Source organism: Edaphobacter flagellatus (genome assembly GCF_025264665.1).
In the GTDB taxonomy this organism is placed as follows: domain Bacteria; phylum Acidobacteriota; class Terriglobia; order Terriglobales; family Acidobacteriaceae; genus Edaphobacter; species Edaphobacter flagellatus.
Genome location: NZ_CP073697.1, coordinates 3,188,923 through 3,208,542, shown reverse-complemented (window position 1 = coordinate 3,208,542; position 19,620 = coordinate 3,188,923). Strand labels below are relative to the sequence as shown.

The 19,620-nt window shown below is 59.7% G+C and carries 19 protein-coding genes; 9 read left to right on the top strand and 10 right to left on the bottom strand.

The annotated features are described in order from the left end of the window. Window positions 1–16: 16 nt before the first annotated feature. The gene (locus KFE13_RS13390) at window positions 17–1,252 is read left to right on the top strand and encodes an acyltransferase family protein (protein WP_260703613.1); all 1,236 of its coding nucleotides are present in this window, start codon (window positions 17–19) and stop codon (window positions 1,250–1,252) included. An 81-nt stretch (window positions 1,253–1,333) separates the two neighbouring features. Here KFE13_RS13390 and KFE13_RS13385 read toward each other — a convergent pair whose 3' ends face one another. Together KFE13_RS13385 and KFE13_RS13380 are read right to left on the bottom strand one after the other, a co-directional pair. Further along, a complete protein-coding gene (locus KFE13_RS13385) occupies window positions 1,334–1,666 on the bottom strand; it encodes a DUF2934 domain-containing protein (RefSeq protein WP_260703612.1) in 333 nt (110 codons plus the stop codon). Window positions 1,667–1,757: 91 nt separating this feature from the next. Next, a complete protein-coding gene (locus KFE13_RS13380; protein ID WP_260703611.1) occupies window positions 1,758–2,048 on the bottom strand; it encodes a hypothetical protein in 291 nt (96 codons plus the stop codon). 111 nt (window positions 2,049–2,159) lie between these two features. Between KFE13_RS13380 and KFE13_RS13375 the strand changes: the two genes are divergently transcribed. Beyond that, the gene (locus KFE13_RS13375) at window positions 2,160–2,834 is read left to right on the top strand and encodes a BON domain-containing protein (RefSeq protein ID WP_260703610.1); all 675 of its coding nucleotides are present in this window, start codon (window positions 2,160–2,162) and stop codon (window positions 2,832–2,834) included. An 11-nt stretch (window positions 2,835–2,845) separates the two neighbouring features. On the opposite strand, the gene KFE13_RS13370 is transcribed toward KFE13_RS13375, so the two are convergent. The 6 genes from KFE13_RS13370 to KFE13_RS13345 form a co-directional block, all read right to left on the bottom strand. Beyond that, window positions 2,846–5,494, bottom strand: coding sequence for an ABC transporter permease (locus KFE13_RS13370; RefSeq protein ID WP_260703609.1), 2,649 nt, complete (start codon window positions 5,492–5,494; stop codon window positions 2,846–2,848). Between the two features lie 92 nt (window positions 5,495–5,586). Continuing rightward, the gene (locus tag KFE13_RS13365; protein WP_260703608.1) at window positions 5,587–5,913 is read right to left on the bottom strand and encodes a PadR family transcriptional regulator; all 327 of its coding nucleotides are present in this window, start codon (window positions 5,911–5,913) and stop codon (window positions 5,587–5,589) included. Between the two features lie 95 nt (window positions 5,914–6,008). Then, window positions 6,009–6,833, bottom strand: a complete 825-nt coding sequence (locus KFE13_RS13360; RefSeq protein WP_260703607.1) for a LytR/AlgR family response regulator transcription factor — start codon at window positions 6,831–6,833, stop codon at window positions 6,009–6,011. Window positions 6,834–6,870: 37 nt separating this feature from the next. Continuing rightward, complete coding sequence (locus tag KFE13_RS13355) at window positions 6,871–7,425, bottom strand: zinc ribbon domain-containing protein (RefSeq protein ID WP_313900646.1); 555 nt, start codon at window positions 7,423–7,425, stop codon at window positions 6,871–6,873. Further along, window positions 7,422–7,808, bottom strand: coding sequence for a hypothetical protein (locus KFE13_RS13350; protein WP_260703606.1), 387 nt, complete (start codon window positions 7,806–7,808; stop codon window positions 7,422–7,424). Before KFE13_RS13350 ends, KFE13_RS13355 begins: the two co-directional genes overlap by 4 nt. Further along, on the bottom strand, window positions 7,805–8,425 hold the full coding sequence (locus tag KFE13_RS13345; RefSeq protein WP_260703605.1) for an RNA polymerase sigma factor: 621 nt from the start codon (window positions 8,423–8,425) through the stop codon (window positions 7,805–7,807). The genes KFE13_RS13350 and KFE13_RS13345 overlap by 4 nt, the downstream gene beginning before the upstream one ends. 200 nt (window positions 8,426–8,625) lie before the next feature. Between KFE13_RS13345 and rlmB the strand changes: the two genes are divergently transcribed. The 7 genes from rlmB (at window position 8,626) to KFE13_RS13310 (ending at window position 18,115) form a co-directional block, all read left to right on the top strand. Next, window positions 8,626–9,426, top strand: coding sequence for a 23S rRNA (guanosine(2251)-2'-O)-methyltransferase RlmB (rlmB, locus tag KFE13_RS13340; RefSeq protein ID WP_260703604.1), 801 nt, complete (start codon window positions 8,626–8,628; stop codon window positions 9,424–9,426). Continuing rightward, on the top strand, window positions 9,427–11,505 hold the full coding sequence (locus KFE13_RS13335) for a gluzincin family metallopeptidase (protein WP_260703603.1): 2,079 nt from the start codon (window positions 9,427–9,429) through the stop codon (window positions 11,503–11,505). 461 nt (window positions 11,506–11,966) lie between these two features. Then, window positions 11,967–13,766 (top strand): hypothetical protein, encoded by a 1,800-nt coding sequence (locus KFE13_RS13330; RefSeq protein WP_260703602.1) that lies wholly within the window; start codon window positions 11,967–11,969, stop codon window positions 13,764–13,766. A 64-nt stretch (window positions 13,767–13,830) separates the two neighbouring features. Next, entirely contained in the window at window positions 13,831–14,679 is an 849-nt protein-coding gene (rnc, locus tag KFE13_RS13325; RefSeq protein WP_260703601.1) for a ribonuclease III, read from the top strand. After that, on the top strand, window positions 14,676–15,497 hold the full coding sequence (gene lepB, locus KFE13_RS13320) for a signal peptidase I (protein WP_260703600.1): 822 nt from the start codon (window positions 14,676–14,678) through the stop codon (window positions 15,495–15,497). The genes rnc and lepB (KFE13_RS13320) overlap by 4 nt, the downstream gene beginning before the upstream one ends. Window positions 15,498–15,583: 86 nt before the next feature. Further along, the gene (lepB, locus tag KFE13_RS13315; RefSeq protein ID WP_260706956.1) at window positions 15,584–16,381 is read left to right on the top strand and encodes a signal peptidase I; all 798 of its coding nucleotides are present in this window, start codon (window positions 15,584–15,586) and stop codon (window positions 16,379–16,381) included. A 33-nt stretch (window positions 16,382–16,414) separates the two neighbouring features. Further along, window positions 16,415–18,115: an AsmA family protein gene (locus tag KFE13_RS13310; protein ID WP_260703599.1), complete on the top strand. Its 1,701-nt coding sequence runs from the start codon at window positions 16,415–16,417 to the stop codon at window positions 18,113–18,115. A 7-nt stretch (window positions 18,116–18,122) separates the two neighbouring features. Here KFE13_RS13310 and KFE13_RS13305 read toward each other — a convergent pair whose 3' ends face one another. Further along, window positions 18,123–18,806: an anti-sigma factor family protein gene (locus KFE13_RS13305; RefSeq protein WP_260703598.1), complete on the bottom strand. Its 684-nt coding sequence runs from the start codon at window positions 18,804–18,806 to the stop codon at window positions 18,123–18,125. Continuing rightward, window positions 18,803–19,522 carry an RNA polymerase sigma factor gene (locus tag KFE13_RS13300; protein ID WP_260703597.1) on the bottom strand — a complete coding sequence of 240 codons (720 nt, stop codon included), beginning with the start codon at window positions 19,520–19,522 and terminating at the stop codon, window positions 18,803–18,805. Before KFE13_RS13300 ends, KFE13_RS13305 begins: the two co-directional genes overlap by 4 nt. Between the last annotated feature and the right edge of the window lie 98 nt (window positions 19,523–19,620).

Genomic DNA, 19,620 nt, shown 5'->3' with positions numbered 1-19,620 from the left:
CTGCAGAATTTAACCTGTGTCAGACCGTAAGCAACTCGACACAGGTGGTGCCGACATCGAATCCTCCACGCCGTTACTCACGAAGCCACCACGCAACGTCGCCGTCGACGCCTACCGCGGCCTCGTCATGCTCCTCATGATGGCCGAAGTTTTGCGGCTCTCCGCCGTCGCGCGCGCCTATCCAAACAGCCTCTTCTGGCACATACTCGCCTTCAACCAGACACACGTTGAATGGACCTGGTTCGGACTTCACGACCTCATCCAGCCCTCCTTCACCTTCCTCGTCGGCGTCGCACTGCCATACTCCATTCGAAGCCGCCAGCGCAAAGGCGAAACCTTCGCCCACAGCCTCGCACACACGATCATCCGAAGCTTCATTCTCATCGCTCTCGGAATCTTCCTTCGCTCCATCGGCAAGCCAATCACTTACTTCACCTTCGAAGACACGCTCACGCAGATCGGTCTCGGTTACACATTCGCCTTCCTGCTCGCCTGGTGCAAACCGCGCTGGCAATGGATTGCTTTCGCCGCCATCCTCTTCGGCTACTGGCTCGCGTGGGCACTTTATCCACTGCCCCCTGCTAACTTCGACTACGCCTCCGTCGGCGTAACACCCGAGTGGCACTCGCATCTCCTGCACGGATTCGCCGCACACTGGAACAAGAACGCCAATCTCGGTCAGGCCTTCGACGTCTGGTTCCTCAACCTCTTCCCGCGCACCTCACCCTTCCTCTTCAATCGCGGAGGTTATCTCACACTCAGCTTTATTCCCACGCTTGGCACAATGCTGCTCGGCCTCTTCGCGGGACGCTGGCTCATCGCAAGCGCACCGCAGATACCCTTTCGCCGCCTGCTCATCGCCGCAACCGCACTCACCGCAGGCGGAGTCCTGCTGCACGTTCTCGGCATCAACCCCATCGTCAAACGCATCTGGACACCGGCGTGGACGCTCTTCAGCGGCGGCCTCTGCTTCTACATCCTCGCCGCATTTTTATGGCTTGTCGATAAACACAAACAACACAGGCTCGCCTTCCCGCTCGTCGTCGTCGGCATGAACTCCATCGCCGCCTACCTGATCGCGCATCTGTGGGAAGACTTCGTCGAATCCTCGCTGCGCACGCATCTTGGCGATCGCGTGCTCAATATCTTCGGCACAGGACTTCAACCGCTCCTGCTCGGCGGACTCACGCTACTGATCTATTGGTATGCGCTCTATTGGATGTATCGCAGAAATATCTTCCTGCGCATCTGACCACACAAAACGTGCGGGAGACCGAAAACGCTGGCCTCCCGCAAGGAGGATGCCTCCCAACCGCGAAGTACTGGCGCTGCGCTAAGAAATTCCCGACAACTCCTGCTCGGCACGAAACCAGTCCTGCTCATGAAATCCATGCTCGCCATTCCGCTCAAGAAAATACCCATAAGCGCGTGCGGCAATCTCAGCATGTGCCGGACGCGACTTTACCGCTACAGCCTCGGGAGCCTTTACCGCAACCGCAGTCTTCGCTGTCGTCTTTTTCTTCGGTGCCGTCTTCTTTTCTGCTGTCGGTGCAGCCTTCTTAGCCGCCGCCTTCGGAGCTTTCACCTTTTCGGTCGTCGCCGTCGCGCTCGTCGCTGACTTCTTTGCGCGTGGCTTTGCCGGCTTCTTTATTTGCTCATCGCTCATCTGTCGTCTCCTCGCAAGGGGTTTCGCCACCAATGTGCGGGGCCACTTCCAGTCTAGAAGACCGCAGACGAGCCTGCATCCACAGGCGAATTCACCGATCGAAGACGACCGGATGCCGCTCGACCCACCAGCACGGCTTTCCTCCAGCCTGTGGAAGACCTTCAGGTAACAGAGACCGCGTGCATTGCACCACAACCCTGCCGTCCGGGTAATACTCCTCTTTATTGTTCTTGAGCGGCGCCACCACAAACCGATCCACCGAAACAGAGCCATACCCGGCACCACCCAGCATCCGCCCCTGCCATATCAGCCAGTCCGCTACCCACACCGCAGCAGCAGCCATCACCATCCACAGCAACCCTCGCGCGACCAATCGGCCCATCGGCTCTCCCTCCGGCATCACAGTTATACCGGATCACCTGTCGCTGGACGCAGCGCGCTGCCTCGCGTATGTTTTCTCTCGGGACTTCTACATACTTTTGAGGAGATTTACATGGCCCGCTCGACAGCCTTCCGCCTTCACGCCGCAGTGCTCTCCCTCACCCTGATCGCAGGAGCCTCTGCTGCATCTGCGCAGCAACAACCTCAGCCTGATCCGACCTGGTCACAGCAGGACATGACACGCATCGTCAAAGACATTCAGAAGAAGCTCGGCGGACTCGTCAACTACTCCGTCTTCGACTGGATCACCTTCGGCGTCCATGGCAAAACAGTCGTGCTCAAGGGATATGCCTCGCGCCCCACGCTCAAGGATGATGCAGAGCGTGCCGTAAAGGGCATCGACGGCATCGCGAAGGTCGAAAATGAGATCGTCGTCCTCCCGCTCTCGAACTTCGACGACCGCATTCGTGCGCAGGTTTACAACCGTATCTATACGCAGCCTGCGCTGCGTAAATACAACGCCAACCAGGGCAACATTGCCCGCGCCATGGGCCCCGGCGGACGCAACTTTGCCATGATGGCCGGCGGCATCACCCAGAATCCACCCATCGGTTATCACGCAATCCACATCATCGTGAACAACGGCCACGTCACGCTCTTTGGAGTCGTCCTCAATCAGAGCGACGCGTCCATTGCCTATATTCAGGCCAATGGAACACCCGGCGTCTTCTCGGTCGACAACGATCTCATAGTCCAGGGAGCAACGCCAGGCAGTTCTCCGCGCTAGATCATAACGCTTTATTCCGTCCGCAGCGCCTGCATCGGGTCAACGCTTGAGGCCCTCCATGCAGGCGCTGCACTTGCGATCGCAGCTACCGCCAGCAGGGCAAGAATCATCCCGAAAAATACCAGCGGGTCCATCGGCTTCGTGCCATAGAGCAGCGTGCGTAACAGCACACCTACCGCAGCGCCGCCAGCGACTCCAACAGCAAGCCCCGCCAACACGGGACGCATGCCGTCACGCAGCACCAACCCAAGCACCTGGCTTCTCTGCGCACCAAGCGCAATGCGTATGCCGATCTCCGTTACGCGCTGTGTCACCAGGTACGAGAGCACGCCATACAGCCCCACGCCAGCAAGCAGCAACGAAAGCACAGCAAAGGCCAGCACCAGCGATGCCGTAAAGCTCTGGTTCATGGTCGACTCTCCAACAATCTGCGGAATCGTCAGGACATCGACGACAGGCAGCTGCGGATCGAGTGCTGCGATCTGCTTCTGTATGGGTATCGCAAAGCGCAGCGGATCTCCATCTGTTCGCACCACCAGTGTTTTTCGCCGCGAATCCGGAGCGCCGGAAAGTATCGGGAAATACACCGTCGACTTCACACGGCTGCCAACCCGATACAGCGTATCGCCCACGATACCCACAACCTCGTATGTGTTCTTTTTGTTCGTTACATCGATTCCCATCACGATGAACTTATGCAGTGGATCCTCGTTCGGGAAATAACGGCGCGCCAGCTCTTTACTAATGATGACGTAGTTCGAATGATCCAGCCGATCATGATTATCGAAAAATCTCCCGGCAATCAATGGAATCTGCAGCGTACTGAAATACTCCGGGTCAACCCATCGTTGCACTGCATCCGGCTGATGTTGTGGGTCCACCAGTGGATGCCCCGGTATCAGGAACACACGGTCGCCGCCCCACCCGGCACCCGGCACCACAGTGCCCAGCGCTGCTGCACGAACACCAGGAAGACGTCGCACGCCTTCCAGCAAAGACTCAGAGAATGCCACCTGCTGCTCTGGCTTGTCATACCCCGCATTAGGCAGGCTGTATTTCATCGTCAACACATTTTCCGAAGCGCATCCAATATCGGACGAGCGCAGATGCACAAAGCTCTTCAGCAAGAGTCCGGCTGCAATGAGCAATACAACCGTCAACGCAATCTCTGCCATCAACAACAACTTGCGCAAACGAGCCTTTGAAAGACCTCCGCCAACCGCACGCGCCGAATCCTGCAACGCCCCCAGGACATTTTTATTCGTCGCCGAAATCGCCGGCAGCAGTCCCGCAAGAACCGCCGTCAAACAAACCACGCCGCAGGCAAACAACACCACAACACCATCGACGTGGACAGCCTCTGCTCTCGGAAGCTGCTTCCAGTGCATCATCAACCATCGCGTGCCCGCCATCGCCAGCAGCAATCCAAACGCGCCGCCGCATGCGCACAGAATCATCGTCTCCATCATCTGCTCGCGCAGCAGTGTAAACCGCCCCGCACCCAGCGCTCCACGTATCGCCATCTCTTTCTGCCGTGCCGCTGCCCGCGCCACCAGCAGATTCGAGACATTCAGACAGCCGATCAACAGCATGCAACCCACCGCAGCCATCATCACCAGCAGCGGAGTTTTCACATCCGACACCACATCCTCAATCATCGGTCTCGTCATCGCATCTTCCGCCACAGGCTGCGACTGATGTTCCATGTGAATGCGATACTGCAGCGCGCTCACCTCGCCGATCGCCGTCTTCAGGCTGACGTCCGGCCGTATCCGCGCAACCACAGAGCTATCGTGATTGTCCGGCCAGTGAATCGATTCGCTCGTCTTGATCGACGCATACGGCACCCACAACTGCACCCGTGCCGTCGGGTAGGCAAACCATTCCGGCAGAACGCCGACGATCGTATATGGCTTTGCATCAAGATCAATTTGCTTCCCCACAATCGAAGCATCGCCGCCAAATCGCCTTTGAAACAGGCTCCACGACAACATCGCCACCTGTGCCTGTCCAACACGATCTTCGTTCTCCGTAAAAGTGCGGCCCAATGCAGGAGACACGCCAAGCAACCGAAAGAGATTCCACGACCCCGCACCGGCCTCTGCAACTTCGGGCAGCTTGCCCTGCTCATCGCTTACGTTGAAACTCGTCGTCTGCCATGCAGCCATGTCGTCGAAGCCGTGAGTTTTCTCCCTCCACTCGTAAAAATCTCCCGACGCTACAGGGTTATATGGATTCTCCGAGAGATTGCTGCGAAAGTGCTCATACACCATCACCAGCTTGTCAGGATCATGAAACGGGAGCGGCTCCAGCAACACCGCGCGCACAACAGTAAACAGACACGTCGTCGCTCCGATACACAGCGCCATCACCGCCACTGCCGTAATCGTGAAACCCGGCGAACGCATCAGCTTGCGCGTACTGATACGCATATCGCGCCCCAACGCTTCCAGCCATCCCCAGCTCCACACTCGTCGAGCCTCATCACGCAGCAGCGTTGGGTTCCCGAACTGCCGCATCGCTTCGCGTCGCGCATCCTCAGGCGACACCCCGCGAGCAACGCGATCCGCAATCTCCTGCTCGATGTGAAAGCGCATCTCTTCATCCAGCCGCGCAGTCTCACTGCCACGGCGAAAAAGCGTTGACAGCGTCTTCTGCAACCTACTCATCCAACGCATCGCGAAACCTCCGTTTTGCCTCGCACGAAACGCTCAACGGCTTGCAGTCGCTAGCTGTAGACGGCCAGTAGCCGCTAGCTCTCGACCACCAGATCGATCGCCGCCGAGAGTCGCGTCCACATCTCGCGTTCTCGCTCCAGTTGAGCCTTCCCCGCAGCCGTCAGCGAGTAGAAACGTGCCTGCCGCCCCGTCTCCGTTTCGCCCCACTTCGAGCGAATCCAGCCTTGCTGCTCCAGACGTTGCAGCGCCGGGTACAGCGATCCCTGCTGCACCTGCAGCACATCGTTTGAGATCTGCTCAATCCTTTTCGCTATCGCCCAGCCATGCTTCGGCTCCAGCGAAATCGTTTTGAGGATCAGCAAACCCAGCGTTCCCTGCACAAGATCGTTTGGTCGTCCCATACTATGATTATCTACACAATAGTTTTGTAGATAGTCAAGGTATTGGTACGCAGAACAGGGAAAATCGGTTCCAGAAAAATTTTCAGCAGATGTCTTTACAGGTTGAATAGCTCGCGCAGCCGCTTCGTCTGCGCCCGGCTCACTGGAATCTCCGTCTTCTTCGGATCATCCATCCTGAGCTGATAGCTCGACTTGAACCACGGCACCACTTCGCGGATGTGCTGGATGTTCACCAGGTACGACCGATGCGCCCGCCAGAACATCTCCGGGTCGAGCTGGCTCTGCAGTTCCTCAATCGTGCGGCAGTTCGAATGACCTTCGACCGTCGCGGTCACAACCGTAATCGTTCCTTCTTCAATCGAGGCGAAGCAGATCTCTTTCTGGTCCACCAGCAGCAATCGGCTCTGCGCTCGCACAACCACCTTGCTCGTCGACGCACGTGCGGCAGGCGCCTGGGCCTGCTCCTCTACCAGTTTCAGCAGAGCATCCAGCTTCGCCGATGCATCCGCACCTGCTGCCTGATGCGTTCCACTTGCCGGCTCCGCCTGAGACATCATTCTTGCCTGCGCCTTCTCGATCGTCTGCTTCACCCGCTTGCGGTCGAATGGCTTCAACAGATAGTCGACGGCATTGACCTCAAAAGCACGCACCGCATATTGATTGAAGGCCGTCGCAAAGACCACCTGCGGCATCGGCACCTTGCGGTCCAGCAGCTTCTTCAACACGCCGAAGCCATCCAGTCCAGGCATCTGCACATCCAGAAACACCACATCCGGCTTATGCGTGCGGATCAGATCCACGGCTTCGATGCCGTTCGTCCCCTGCCCCAGCACTTCCACGCCACCAGCATACTCAAGCAGGTACTGCAGCTCCTGGCGGGCCAGAGGTTCGTCATCGATGATGAGTGCTTTCAGTGACATGACCAGCAGTCAGCGCACAATAGAAATATGCGCACCACTAGTCACTATACGCTCGCAGCCTCGCTGGAGCATGGTCCTCAGCCAGATCGTGGCCGCACTGCGTGCAATAGACATCCGTGATCTGCACGCCGCGATAACAGCGGCCGCACACCGGAGCCATCTGGAACTGGCACTGCGGGCAGAAGTGGCAGTTCGAAGGAATCTCCGTCCTGCAATGCGGGCACGGATGCAACAGCGGCTGACGCAGCAGGAAGTACACCACCGCGCCAATGCCTCCCGGCATCAGCACGACAACCAGCATCCACAATCCACGCGGCATCCTGCGACGCTTCACATCGCGGCTCACATAACCCACCAGCAGGACGTAGCTCGCAAATGCCGTTCCCCACGAGTAGCCCATCAGCAACCGCATGGGCAGCATCTCGTGCCGGTGATGCGGCAACACGCCGTGGAACAGAAACTGCACCGCTGCAAACACCGCGACAGCCAAGAGGATCGACCACGCGGGAATCAGGCTCAACTGGTCTTCCGACTCCACATGGCCACCGCGTATCTCGTCGTGATCGGACTTTCGTGACCAAAGCATTGTCATTGCGCGATCTCTCTCTCAGAGCGTTTGCGCATCCGCGTAAACCACACCATGCCCAGCAACGCGCCCGACACAGGGAGGAACCACAGCAGCAGGACCATGAACTGTTCGCTCGAATCCACCGTCCCCGTCGGATTCAGCTCATACTCGGCAAGCAGCGTCCACACCGCCGTCACCAGAATCACCACCATCGCTGCGCTCACCACCATCGGAGCCACCAGGCTGCGAATATGCTTGCGCCGCAATGACATTTCTTCGGCCTTCGCCCGCACCACACGATGTGTACGATTCACCAGCGACGCACGCGCCGTCGCCGTCATCCACTCGGCCCGCGGCAGAAGATCGCTTCCCTGTTCCGGCTCCGCCTTATCGAAGGTCTCTTTCATCCCTTCGCCTCCGCAGGACGGCAGCTTCTCAGCTTCTCCAGCTGAGGCTTCAGCGAGGCCAGCCCGCGATACAGCCGCGACTTCACCGTCGACAACGGAGCACGCGTAACACCCGCGATCTCCTCCAGCGACATCTCCTCATAGAAACGCAGCACCAGCACTTCTCGATGCGAAGACTCCAGCTTCAGTAGAACCTCGCCTACCTCCGCCGAATCCTCACGCGATTGAAACTGTTCCAGCGGAGAAGGCCCTTCCGCCGTAATCTCAAACGGACGATCGTCCTCGTTCTGATCGTTCATCTCATCCAGGCTTGTCATCGTGCGCTTGCGCGACAGATCGATCACCAGGTTGCGGGCAATCGTAAACAGCCAGGTATCGAACCGTGCCTTGCCGTTGTACTGCGCGCCACGCACCAGCACCCGCATCCATGTTTCCTGGAAGAGGTCTTCGGCCACATCGCGCCGTCCCGTCAGGAACAGCAGATAACGCAGCAGCCGGTGCTGATATTGTTCGATCAGATGGTCCAGGAGAGCCGGATCCTGCCGCTTCAACCCGCGCGCAATCGCAAGGTTCTCGCTCTGCGTCAGCGTCGCCTGGGCTGCGGCTTTCACGGACATGGCTGCGGCGTTCACAGTGGTAGAGACGCCCTCTGCGCCAAAAAAGTCTCGGTTGGACGCGGTGCGCTCAAAAAAACCCCGCTTTGGCTCAGAAATCCCCACTGCGAACCCTTCAGAAGCCCGATTTTCATCCGATATCCCGAATTTTACGGCCTCCTCCGACCCTCCAGCCACTGTTTTCGGCAGGTAAACTTGAATTCATGGAAGTTCTCTATGGCCTCCACCCAGTAGAAGAGGCCCTTCGCTCCGGGACAGGACGGCTCGACCGCATAGCCATCGCGCGCGAACGCCGCGACGCCAAGCTCGAGCACCTCGCCATCCTCGCCCGCGCCGCCAACATCCGCGTCTCCCTCGAGCCCCGTGAACAACTTACGCGCCTCGCCAAGACCGACATGCATCAGGGTGTCGTCGCCTTCCTTCGCGACCGCCAGTTCCTCACCATCGAGGACCTCCTCGCCGCCAAGCCGCTCCATCAACGCCGCTTCTTCCTCGCCCTCGACGGCGTCGAAGACCCCCACAACCTCGGCGCGCTTCTCCGCACCGCCGACGGCGCGGGCGTCGACGGCATCCTCCTTCCCGAGCGCCGCAGCGCACCCATCTCCGCCACCGTCGCCAAAACCTCCGCCGGGGCCTCCGAACACGTCCGCATCGCCCGCGTCACCAATCTCGTCCGCTCGCTCGAACAGATGAAGAAGGCCAACATCTGGATCGTCGGCCTCGACGAGCGCGGCACCCCCGACTACACCGACTTCGACTTCGTCACCACCGACTGCTGCCTCGTCTTAGGCCGCGAAGGCGCAGGACTCCATGATCTGGTCAAAAAAACCTGCGATCACCTCCTCCGCATCCCCATGGCCGGACAGGTCTCCTCCCTCAATGTCTCCGTCGCCGGAGCCGTCGTCATGTACGAGGCCATGCGCCAACGCCGCGGCTCATCCGTCCAACAGGAGACCGCGCCCACCAAACCGGCAAAGAAACCAAAAGGCCTCGGCAGTATTTAAATGATTCGTTCCAGCTTCTCCATCACATCCCTGTGCCTGTTGTCCTCACTCGCAACCGCACAGCAGCAGCCCACTGCACCAGCCGAGCCGCAGGGCAAAGTCATCTTCCATCGCAGCGAAGACCCGGCAGATCAGACGCCACAGACCAACGCCGCAGTAAAACTGGCTCGCACGCCCGAAACCACCGTCGCCGCCATCTCCAACGCCGAGCGCTCTGCCATCGCCTTCACCTCGCGCGACCTCGACCTCCACATCGCCCCCGCAACCTCGAGACTCGAAGCCCGCGTCCGCTTCGCCGTCCGCAACACATCCGGCAAGCCTCTCTCCCGCCTCACCCTCCAGCTCTCCTCCACGCTTCAGTGGGACTCCATCGCAGCAGCCGCTCCCCTGCACTTTACCCAGCACACCATCGCCACCGACGCCGACCACACCGGCGAGGCCACCGAAGCCCTCGTCATCCTGCCGCAGCCGCTCGCGCCCGACGCCACACTCACCCTCACCGCGCTCTACTCCGGCACGATCCCCGCATCCGCCAAACGCCTCACTCTCATCGGCGCGCCGCCCGAGCAGGCCACCCGCACCGACTGGGATCAGATCTCCCCTGACGCCGTCGCTCTGCGCGGCTTCGGCAACGTCCTCTGGTATCCCGTCTCCGCGCCGCAGCTCTTCCTCGGCGATGGCCGCCGTCTCTTCGAGCAGATCGGCCTCTCCCGCCAGTCCGAAGAACAAAGCACGCTCCGCGCCCGCCTCACCATCGAGTACATCGGCGAGCCCCCCGTCGACGCCTTCCTCAATAACCGCCGTCAGCCCCTCGATCACGTCACCGAAGAACCCAACGCGCTCGTCGCCGACTCCCACGGCGTCGCCACCACCGACTTCGCCGCCTCTCCCATCGGCTTCCGCACACCCAGCCTCTTCATCACCTGGCACCCGACAAAGCCCACGGAGAACCAGCTTCTCTCCACCATCTCCGAGCGCCCCGAGGCCATCGCCCCTTACGCCGCAGCGTCCGACAACGTCGCTCCGCTCCTTCGCGGCTGGCTCGGAGCCGCGCCGTTGCAGCCGCTCACTCTGCTCGACCATCCCGGCCAGCCCTTCGAGGACGACTCTCTCCTCGTCCTTCCCATGACCGCCACCGACGCGCGCCAGGTCAGCTCCGCCATGACGCACTCGCTCACCCACGCCTGGTTTCGCTCCTCGCTCCCCTGGCTCAACGAAGGCGTCCCCCAGTTCATGGCACTCCTGCAAAGCGAAGCCACCGATGGCCGCGACCGCTCCCTCGCCGAGCTGCGCCAGCTCATCAATCCCCTCACCCTCATCGAGCCCGAGCCCTCCGGCCCCATTCAAAAAGCCCAGAACCGCAACGACGACGCATCCGCCTCCGCGCAGCCCCGCGTCATGCCCTGGGACCCGCGCATCCTCCCCGGCCCGCCCGAAAGCTACTCCTCTTCAAGTTCAAGCTCATCGAGCTCTTCAACGACTGAAGCACCGCTCCCGCCACCCTCCACACTTCCGCCACCCGCAGGGGACGCTGGCCAAAGCCTGCTCACGGCCCACGACGAGATCTACTACCGCGCCAAGGCCGCAGCCGTCCTCGTCATGCTGCGCTCCATCACCGGCGATCCTGCGCTCAAACAGACGCTCCAGCAATACCGCGACTACGCCCGCAAGGCCACTGCAACCAAGCCGGAAGATCCACGCACCTTCCAGCGCCTCCTCGAAGAAAACTCGCATAAAGACCTCGCCTGGCTCTTCGACGACTGGGTCTACAACGACCGCGGACTCGCCGACCTCTCCATCACCAGCGTCACGCCGCGCAGCCTCGTCAACACGGCAGGCAAACCTGCAAGCTGGCTGGTCGCCGTCGAAATCGCCAACGCCGGCAACGTCAACGTCGAGGTGCCTGTCACCGTCCGCTCCGGCACACTCACCACCACCGAGCGCGTCCGCATCGCCCCCCGCTCCACCACCTCCACCCGCATCGTCTTCGGAGGCGTCCCCGAAGAAGTCATCCTCAATGACGGAACCGTCCCCGAAACCACAGCTCCCATGCACCGCAAACAAATCCAGACCCCATGAAGCACAAGCAACATCCCTTGGTGTGGTAAGCCAGGACGCGGCCCTTGGTTAAGGACACGGCTTCAGTCAGGTCAAAATTCAACGGCCGCCAAATGGGGCAAAAACACCTGTCAAGCCCCCTTAAACCACAACTCACTCATTCCAAAGCAAATAAACACCAAAAAATCTGCCGATTCCCCCTCCCCGCTTTGCTAGACTTAAATCATCGGCAAAAGGCGATAAACGCCGCCAGTCCCAAAGGAACTTATCTCCTTTGTAATCAATATTTTTAGGGATAACCTCCCTGTTTTGAATATTTTGCCTTGTGCAAATCACGTAAATCGCTGAATCTTGGACATTTATTCAGAACATAAGAGGGGGGGAGGGGGTCGCGGTTTGCCTGCCGTCCACGCGCTCTCTTAAACTTCAGGGAATTGAAAGCGTCGAACAGTATCGTGCCTGTGCTTTGTACCAGCAAATCGTTGACCTCAGGACTGCTTCTGGCGGCTGCGCTGCTTCTCAGCTCCTTCGCCTCCGCGCAGCAGAAACCCTCCAGTTCCAGCAGTAGCTCCAGCTCAAGCAGCATGTCCTCGCCAGCCGACGACACCGATCGTCAGCCGATGCCTGCGAGGCCGCGCATCAGCCAGCCCGAAGCAACCGGCTCTGCCGTCACGCTCGAAACCAGCGAATCGCTCTTCGATCTCGCCACCGCGCTTAACGCCTGCGGTTACGACTCGGACCTCGAGGCCTCCGCTCCGATCCGCAAGCAGGTCCGCGACGAGATCACTCAGGCGCTCGCCTCAGGCAGCGCAGCCGCTCGCGATCACCGCGATGCGCTCTGCGCCTACATTCGCGACCACACGCTCAACGATCCGGGACAAAACATCGCGCAGTACATCTCGCTCTCGCTCTATCTCAATCCGCCGCCGCAGCTCACCCCTTCGGCCGGAGAAACCGAGCTTCCTCCCGACGCAACGCAGGTCGTCAACATCCTGCCGCTGCTGCGCAGCTTCTCCGAAGACGTCAACCTGCACGCTCTCTGGATCACGCACCGCAACGATTATGAGGATCTGGTCAAGCTGGTTCACGACCCGATGACCAAAGCGATCCTCAACACAAACATCTACCTGAAGATGCCCGTTTCCAGCTACGACGGACGCCGCTTCATGGTGCTGTTGGAGCCGATGCTCGCGCCAGCGACCACCAACGCGCGCATCTACGGAAACGACTACATCGTCGTCGTCTCGCCCTCCGGCTCGCCGCTCGGTCAGGTCCACATGGACCAGATTCGCCATACCTATCTGCACTACATGGTCGAGCCGCTGGTCTACGCACGAGCCAGCGCGATGGACAGGCTGCTGCCTCTCCTCAAGACCGTGCAGGACGCTCCGCTGGACTTCAACTACAAGTCCGACGTCGCCGCTCTGATCACCGAATGCCTCATCAAGGCCATCGAAGCCCACACCATGGACGTCGGTGTCCCGAAGCCACAGCGCCCCACGCAGATCAGGCAGCGCGCCGACATGATTGCCTACGACGCCAATGTCGCAGCATGGGAGAAGGAAGCCGAGGTCGTCCGCAAGAAACAGGTTGATCTCAACATGCGGCAAGGGTATGTTCTTGCCGGGTACTTTTACGACAAACTCGGGCAGATGGAAAGGGACGGCGTGAGTCTCCGCGAAGACATTGCCGAGATGGTCTATGGCATGGATGTGGACCGCGAGGTTCACGCAGCCCGCCAGATCGCCTTCCTTCCCGAAGGCAGCAACGACTTCGTCAAGCGCGCTCCGCGCCAGTTGAAAGGCATGGACCTGGCGGAGATGAAGCTGATGAAGGGCGACACCGCCGGTGCAGAAGAGATGGCCGACGACGCGCTCAAGGCCAACCCCAATGATGCGCGGGCGAACTATCTCGCAGGACGAATCGAGCTCATCCACGGCGATCCCAACGCAGCGATGGAGCACCTGAACAAAACGCTGACACTGACCAAAGATCCCCGCACGCTGGCCTGGACCCACATCTATCTTGGCCGCCTTTACGACATCGCCCGCAACCCGGACAACCCGGATCAGGAGCATCCGGAACGCCCGAAGGCCATAGCCGAGTACAAGGCAGCGCTGGCCGTTCGCGATGCACAGCCGGATACCCGCGATGCCGCTGAAAAGGGCTTGAAAGAACCTTTCCTTCTGCCGAAGAGAACGCAACCAAACGAGGACGATGAGCCTCTGGACCCCCGAGGCAAAGCCGAAAAGGAGGCTTACCGTCCGTCACCGCAACGTTGAGACTCTAACTACCTCAACGAGCGTCCAATAAGTATGTCCGGTAGAGTAAGCCGGGAGGGCCTGCATGACCAGCCGAAAAAAGTCCGCACGCAAGCAGACAAGCGAGACCCCGGCTCTCTTTGACCATGAATTTAATCGCCCCGAGCTGCTGAAGTGGGCCTTGACCCATCGCTCTCTCGCCTATGAAAGTGGGCCCGAAAGCTTGCCCGATCCAACCGCCGACAATGAACAACTGGAGTTCGTCGGCGACGCTGTACTGGGCCTGGCCGTTGCAGAAAGCCTCTTCAAACAGTTTCCAAACTCCCGCGAAGGAGAGCTGACGCGATTGCGCGCCTCGCTCGTCAGCCGCCGTCATCTCGGCGCAGTCGCCGGACGAATCGGCCTCGGCAAGCTGCTTCGCCTGGGACGCGGCGAAGAACAAAGCGGTGGACGCCAGAAACCTGCCCTGCTGGCCAATGCCCTCGAGGCCGTCATTGCAGCTCTTTATCTCGACGGAGGACTGGAAGCAGCGCGGAGTTTTATCGAGCGCTACATCATCGAGCCTTCGCTGCCGGAGCTGCACGGAGCCCTGCGTTCGGGAAACACCTTCAGCGGTGCCATTGGCGACCACAAGTCGGCCCTGCAGGAGCATCTGCAAGCGCTTGGAGCCGGACAGCCCCAGTATGTGCTCAAGGCGCAGACAGGCCCGGACCACCAGAAGCTCTTCCGCGTCGAGGTCCGCATCCCGGACGGCGAGGGAGGTACCCGTGCTCTTGGCGAATCGGAAGGGACAACCAAGAAACAGGCACAGCAGCAAGCAGCTAGAATCGCCGTGGAACGTTTGCTGTCCGAATCGCGTTCTGAGAAACAGAGCCACGGCGAGACACCGCCCGCGGCTCCACGCAAGATGGCCGCTATGGGAGCAGCACGATGAGTGGACCTGTGACCAGCCCGGAGATCGTCACCGCGCCGTCACAGGACACTGCTCCGCCCGCCTCCACGCAAATTACGCCATCTACCGCGCCCAAAACGATTCCACACTTTCACCAGCGGCACGGATTTCTGCCCGCCGTTCAATCGCTGACCAGCATCATCGTCGTCGCGGTCTTTATCGTCACATTTGCTGTGCAGCCGTTTCGCATTCCCTCAGGCTCCATGGAGCCGACACTGCTGATCGGCGACTTTCTACTGGTAGACAAGCAGGTAGCTGACTCCAGCCCGCTGCTGCCTGCGACACGAATCCATCGCGGCGACATCGTCATCTTCCATTATCCGGTCGATCCGTCGATACATCTGGTCAAGCGTGTCGTCGGCGTTCCCGGCGATCACGTTCGTCTGCGCGGCGGCCATGTGCTGATCAACGGCCGCAATATCGACGAGCCATACGCGGTGTACAGGCCTTCGGCTCCGGACAACTTCCGCGACAACTTCCCGAGGCTGGAGAGTGCCGATCCGGAGATCGACTCACGCTGGTGGGTGCGAATGCGGCGACTGGTCGACAATGGCGAGCTGATCGTGCCGACGGGAGATTATTTCGTGCTTGGCGACAACCGCAACGACAGCGAGGACAGCCGTTACTGGGGATTTGTACCCGAGGAAAACATCGTCGGCAAGCCATTGCTGATCTACTTTTCTTTGCGACAGAACGCCGACGATACCCGCGTTGCGGCAGCCCTTCCCCGCAGCGGAGAGTTGGCGACGGGATTGTTCGGTTTTGCCCGCTGGGACAGGATTCTGCGCGTCATCCGGTGAAGCGCCGACGGTTTTCCGGGAAACCCTGAGGCTTCAGCGCTACACTGACAAGAGGCAGTTTGCGGAGAGATGTATCGATGAAGACGATGGAAACGGTTCAGAACGAAGAAGCTTCCGTACAGCCAGAAAAGACAGAGCATCAGGAGACTCCGCTGGAGTCGCTGGCGTCGATCGCCAGTGTGCTTGCTGTCGGGCTGTTCGTGATGACGTTCATCTTCCAGAACTTCGAGATTCCTTCGGCCTCGATGGTGAAGACGCTGCTGATCGGCGATCACGTGCTGGTCGATCGCGTCTCGCTGGCTCCTCCTGCGAAATGGGCTCCCTTCACCTTTTACCGGGACGTTCGCCGCGGCGACATCATCGTCTTCCTGAAGCCGGGCGAACCGGACCTCTTCCTCGTGAAGCGCGCCATCGGTATTCCCGGCGATCGCATTCATCTGAGGAACGGTGTTGTGTACCTGAATGGAGTCGCGCAAAACGAGCCTTACGCTGCGATGCCCGCCTCCGACGGCAATCCGCAGCATGAGTATCAGCCATACCGTGACGACTTCCCCAGCATTCCGCCGGACCCGATGTATCAGGTAACGGCGAGCTGGCAATACGAGCTGCCAACACACATTCAGGGCGATGACCTGGTCGTCCCACCGGGCAAGATCTTTGCGATGGGGGACAACCGGCCCGACTCGCTGGACGGACGCTTCTGGGGCTTTGTGCCGCGGGAGAATATCGTTGGGCGACCCATGTTTGTCTACTGGTCGTTTGAGACACCTGCCGACCAGATCAACAAGCAGACGATCGGAGAGCGGCTGGCATTTATGAGCCACATTCTGATTCATATCTTCGACGAGACGCGCTGGAAGCGTACCTTCCATGTCGTCCGGTAACGAAGCATTCCAGATTTTCCGAATCGAATAACGATGCAGCAGATCGATCCCACTGACGCAGAGACTCATAAGGACAATGACACCCTCAGGCAGCGCAGAGGCTCGCGAAGTCATCTGCGTCGCTTCGGGCTGATCTGTGCGACGATCGCCGTCGCCCTGAGCCTTGTGCTGCTTCCTCCGCTCATCAACATCAGCCGGTATCAGCGGCGGATTGTAACGAGCATCAGCGGCAGCCTAGGCAGGCCGGTGCATCTGGATCGCGTCTCTATCAGCCTGCTTCCGCTGCCGGGGTTTGATATCGAGAATCTGGTGGTGGATGAAGATCCGGCATTCGGTTACGAGCCGATCATCCGCGCCAATAAGGTTCATGCGACGGTACGGCTCTCGTCGCTGTGGCGCCGACGCGTTGAGTTTTCGACGATCAGCTTTACGGAGCCAAGCGTGAATCTGGTCTCCTCGGCTGCGGGCAAGTGGAACATCGAGGGAATTCTGCTCCAGGCCTCACACATCGATACAGCTCCCACCGCGCAGGCGAAGGCCGGTCCGGCACCACGCTTCCCATACATTGAAGCAACCGGAGCCCGCATCAACTTCAAGGAGCAGCAGGAGAAGAAACCGTTCTCGCTGATCGAATCGCAGTTCGCGCTCTGGTCGCCGGATCCAAATCAGTGGAGGCTGCGGCTGCGTGCCAAACCCTCACGCACGGATTCGAACGCCTCGGACACCGGAACGATTGAGATGGAGACAACGCTGGGACGTGGTGAGACGCTGGCAGGCATTCCGATCAATCTTGAAGGACAGTGGCGCGATGCTCCGTTAGGCGAGGCCAGTCGCGTACTCACGGGCCATGACGCGGGATGGCGCGGTAACCTGGTGCTCTCTGCCAACATTCGCGGCACGGTGGGCGAAAGTGCCGTCACCAGCCGCCTGCATCTGATTGGCGCGCGCCGGGCAGACTTCGTGCCGCAACAACCGCTCTCCGCAGAGGTTGAGTGCTTTGCGACGGCCACCGCGATCTTCCACAGCTTTCAGGATGTGCGCTGTTCCTGGCCGCCGAATGGAAATGGTCCGACGATGGCTCTGACTGGGGAGGTTCCGAACATCCGGCGATTGGAAGATGCCTCCGTTCAGATCGGGACATCCGGTATTCCTGCAGCAACCTTGTTGAACTGGGCGCGGGTTGTTACGCCGGGTATCGCCGATGGCGTCGAGGCGACGGGGAACCTGGTTGGCAGCCTGACGTACGATGGTGCGGCGACACATCATTGGACAGGTAAACTGACGCTTCACGACGCTGGCCTGACAACTACGGAGACAGGAGCAGCCTCCCTTGTCTCGGGAGATGTCCTGCTGCAGACGCCGCAGACGACCATTCCCGATACGCGGCATCGGCGCAATGTTTCTGCTCCTACGCCAGCTCAGGATGGATTCGCGCTTTCAATAACTGGCCTTCAGTTGGGTGGACACGACGCAGGCGTTCTCACAGGTCAACTCAATCCAACGGCATACACGTTGCGCCTGCAGGGGACGGCAACAGAGGATCGGCTAAGCCAGTTGGCGCATGCCTTCCCCGCGACAGCTGGAGATCTGATCGAAGCGGCTGGGACTGGTCATGCATCCGGTCCTTTCCGGGTTGACCTCACTTCATCTCACGCGTGGGGTGAGCCGCAGCTATGGCATGACACGGCTGCACGGCAGGCACAGACATCTGCGCCCGCAAAGAAAGCACGATAAAAAAGCACTATCCGCGAACGGAGATTCCGGAGTAGGTGAGCACGACTCGTCCGCGTACCGGGGTACCAAAGACACGTGCAGGCTCGAAAACACTCAGCGTCAACTGATCGATGATCTGTGACCGCACAGATGCATCTTCCGGACCAGAGACGATCTTGTAGTCATAAACGCGTCCCTGATCGTTCACCAGAGCATCGACGACAATCACCGTATCGTTGCCCGTGACGATGGGCCGAGGCGAGGCTGAATAAAGGTACCGCGGCGTGCTCATCGCGCCCATCAGAGGCTCGTCATTCGCCATCACAGGTGCAGGGGCTGCAACTGCTCCCAGCAAAAGCATGATGCCGCCGACTAGAGCGACGGAGCTAGCCAGCCCCGCGGAGACCTGAACCACCAACGGACGAAACGCGTTCTCCCATTTGAGCGCGAGCTTGTCGCGCCAGCTCGAACGAGCTTCTGCAACCTCATGCGAGATAGCCACGCGGAGACGCATTCCCATATCTGCAGGTGCTTTGGCCGGCCCAAGCATAGCAAGCGAGTGCTGCATCCGCTTGAGGGATTCAAACTCACTTCGGCAGTTCTCACAGGTCTCCAGATGTCGCGCAATGGACTGCATCTGTCTGCCGTCAACGGCACCATCCAGATAAGCCGAGAAGGAGGACTGAATTTTGCTGCAGCCAGGGGAGATCATCGCGTCACCGTCTCCGGGGCGAACGAGGACCCGGACCTATGGTTGGATGAGACAGTTGCTGTGGAAGTATCAGAATTTCCGGCGACCATTTCAGAAATCAGCAAGGCACGCAACGCGGCGCGACCGCGAGTTAGTCTCGATTTGACGGTACCGATATGAACGTTCAGAATCTCGGCTATCTCTTCATAAGAGAATCCTTCGATCTCACGTAACACGACGACCGTGCGGAATGCTTCGGGAAGCTGGCGAAGTGCAAGCTCCACCCGGTGGCGCAACTCGGCTTGAGCCGCATGGTCAAAAGGAGAAACGCCTGAATCGGCAAGCGTAGCGGCCAATGGAACGCCGTCATCGGAGGCTGAGCGGTCCATAGGAGCATCGATCGTAAGCTCCTGCTTTTTGTGCCGCGACCACCAGCGCCGCTGATTCGAAGCTTCATGTAAGGCAATGCGGTAGAGCCAGGTTCGCAGGCTGGATTCACCGTGAAATCCGCGAATACTGCGAAAGACCTTAATAAAGACTTCCTGCGTAATATCTGCAGCGTCGCCAGGATCGGTAAGGCTACGTGCAATCAGCGAGTAGAGCGGCTGATGATACTGCGCGATCAGGATGCCAAAGGCCTCCTCGCTGCCGGCCTTCAGATCGGCGACGAGCGCTGCCTCTTCCGTCGTAATTCCTATCGCGCTGGCCAGATTTCCCACGAACGTGCCCGCCTGCATACCGGGTGACCTCTACACTACGACTTTTGCGCTACCTGTGGCAAACATGCATCACCAACAATGCAAGCGAGGAACAACGCCGCCGGCGGCCGAGTGCT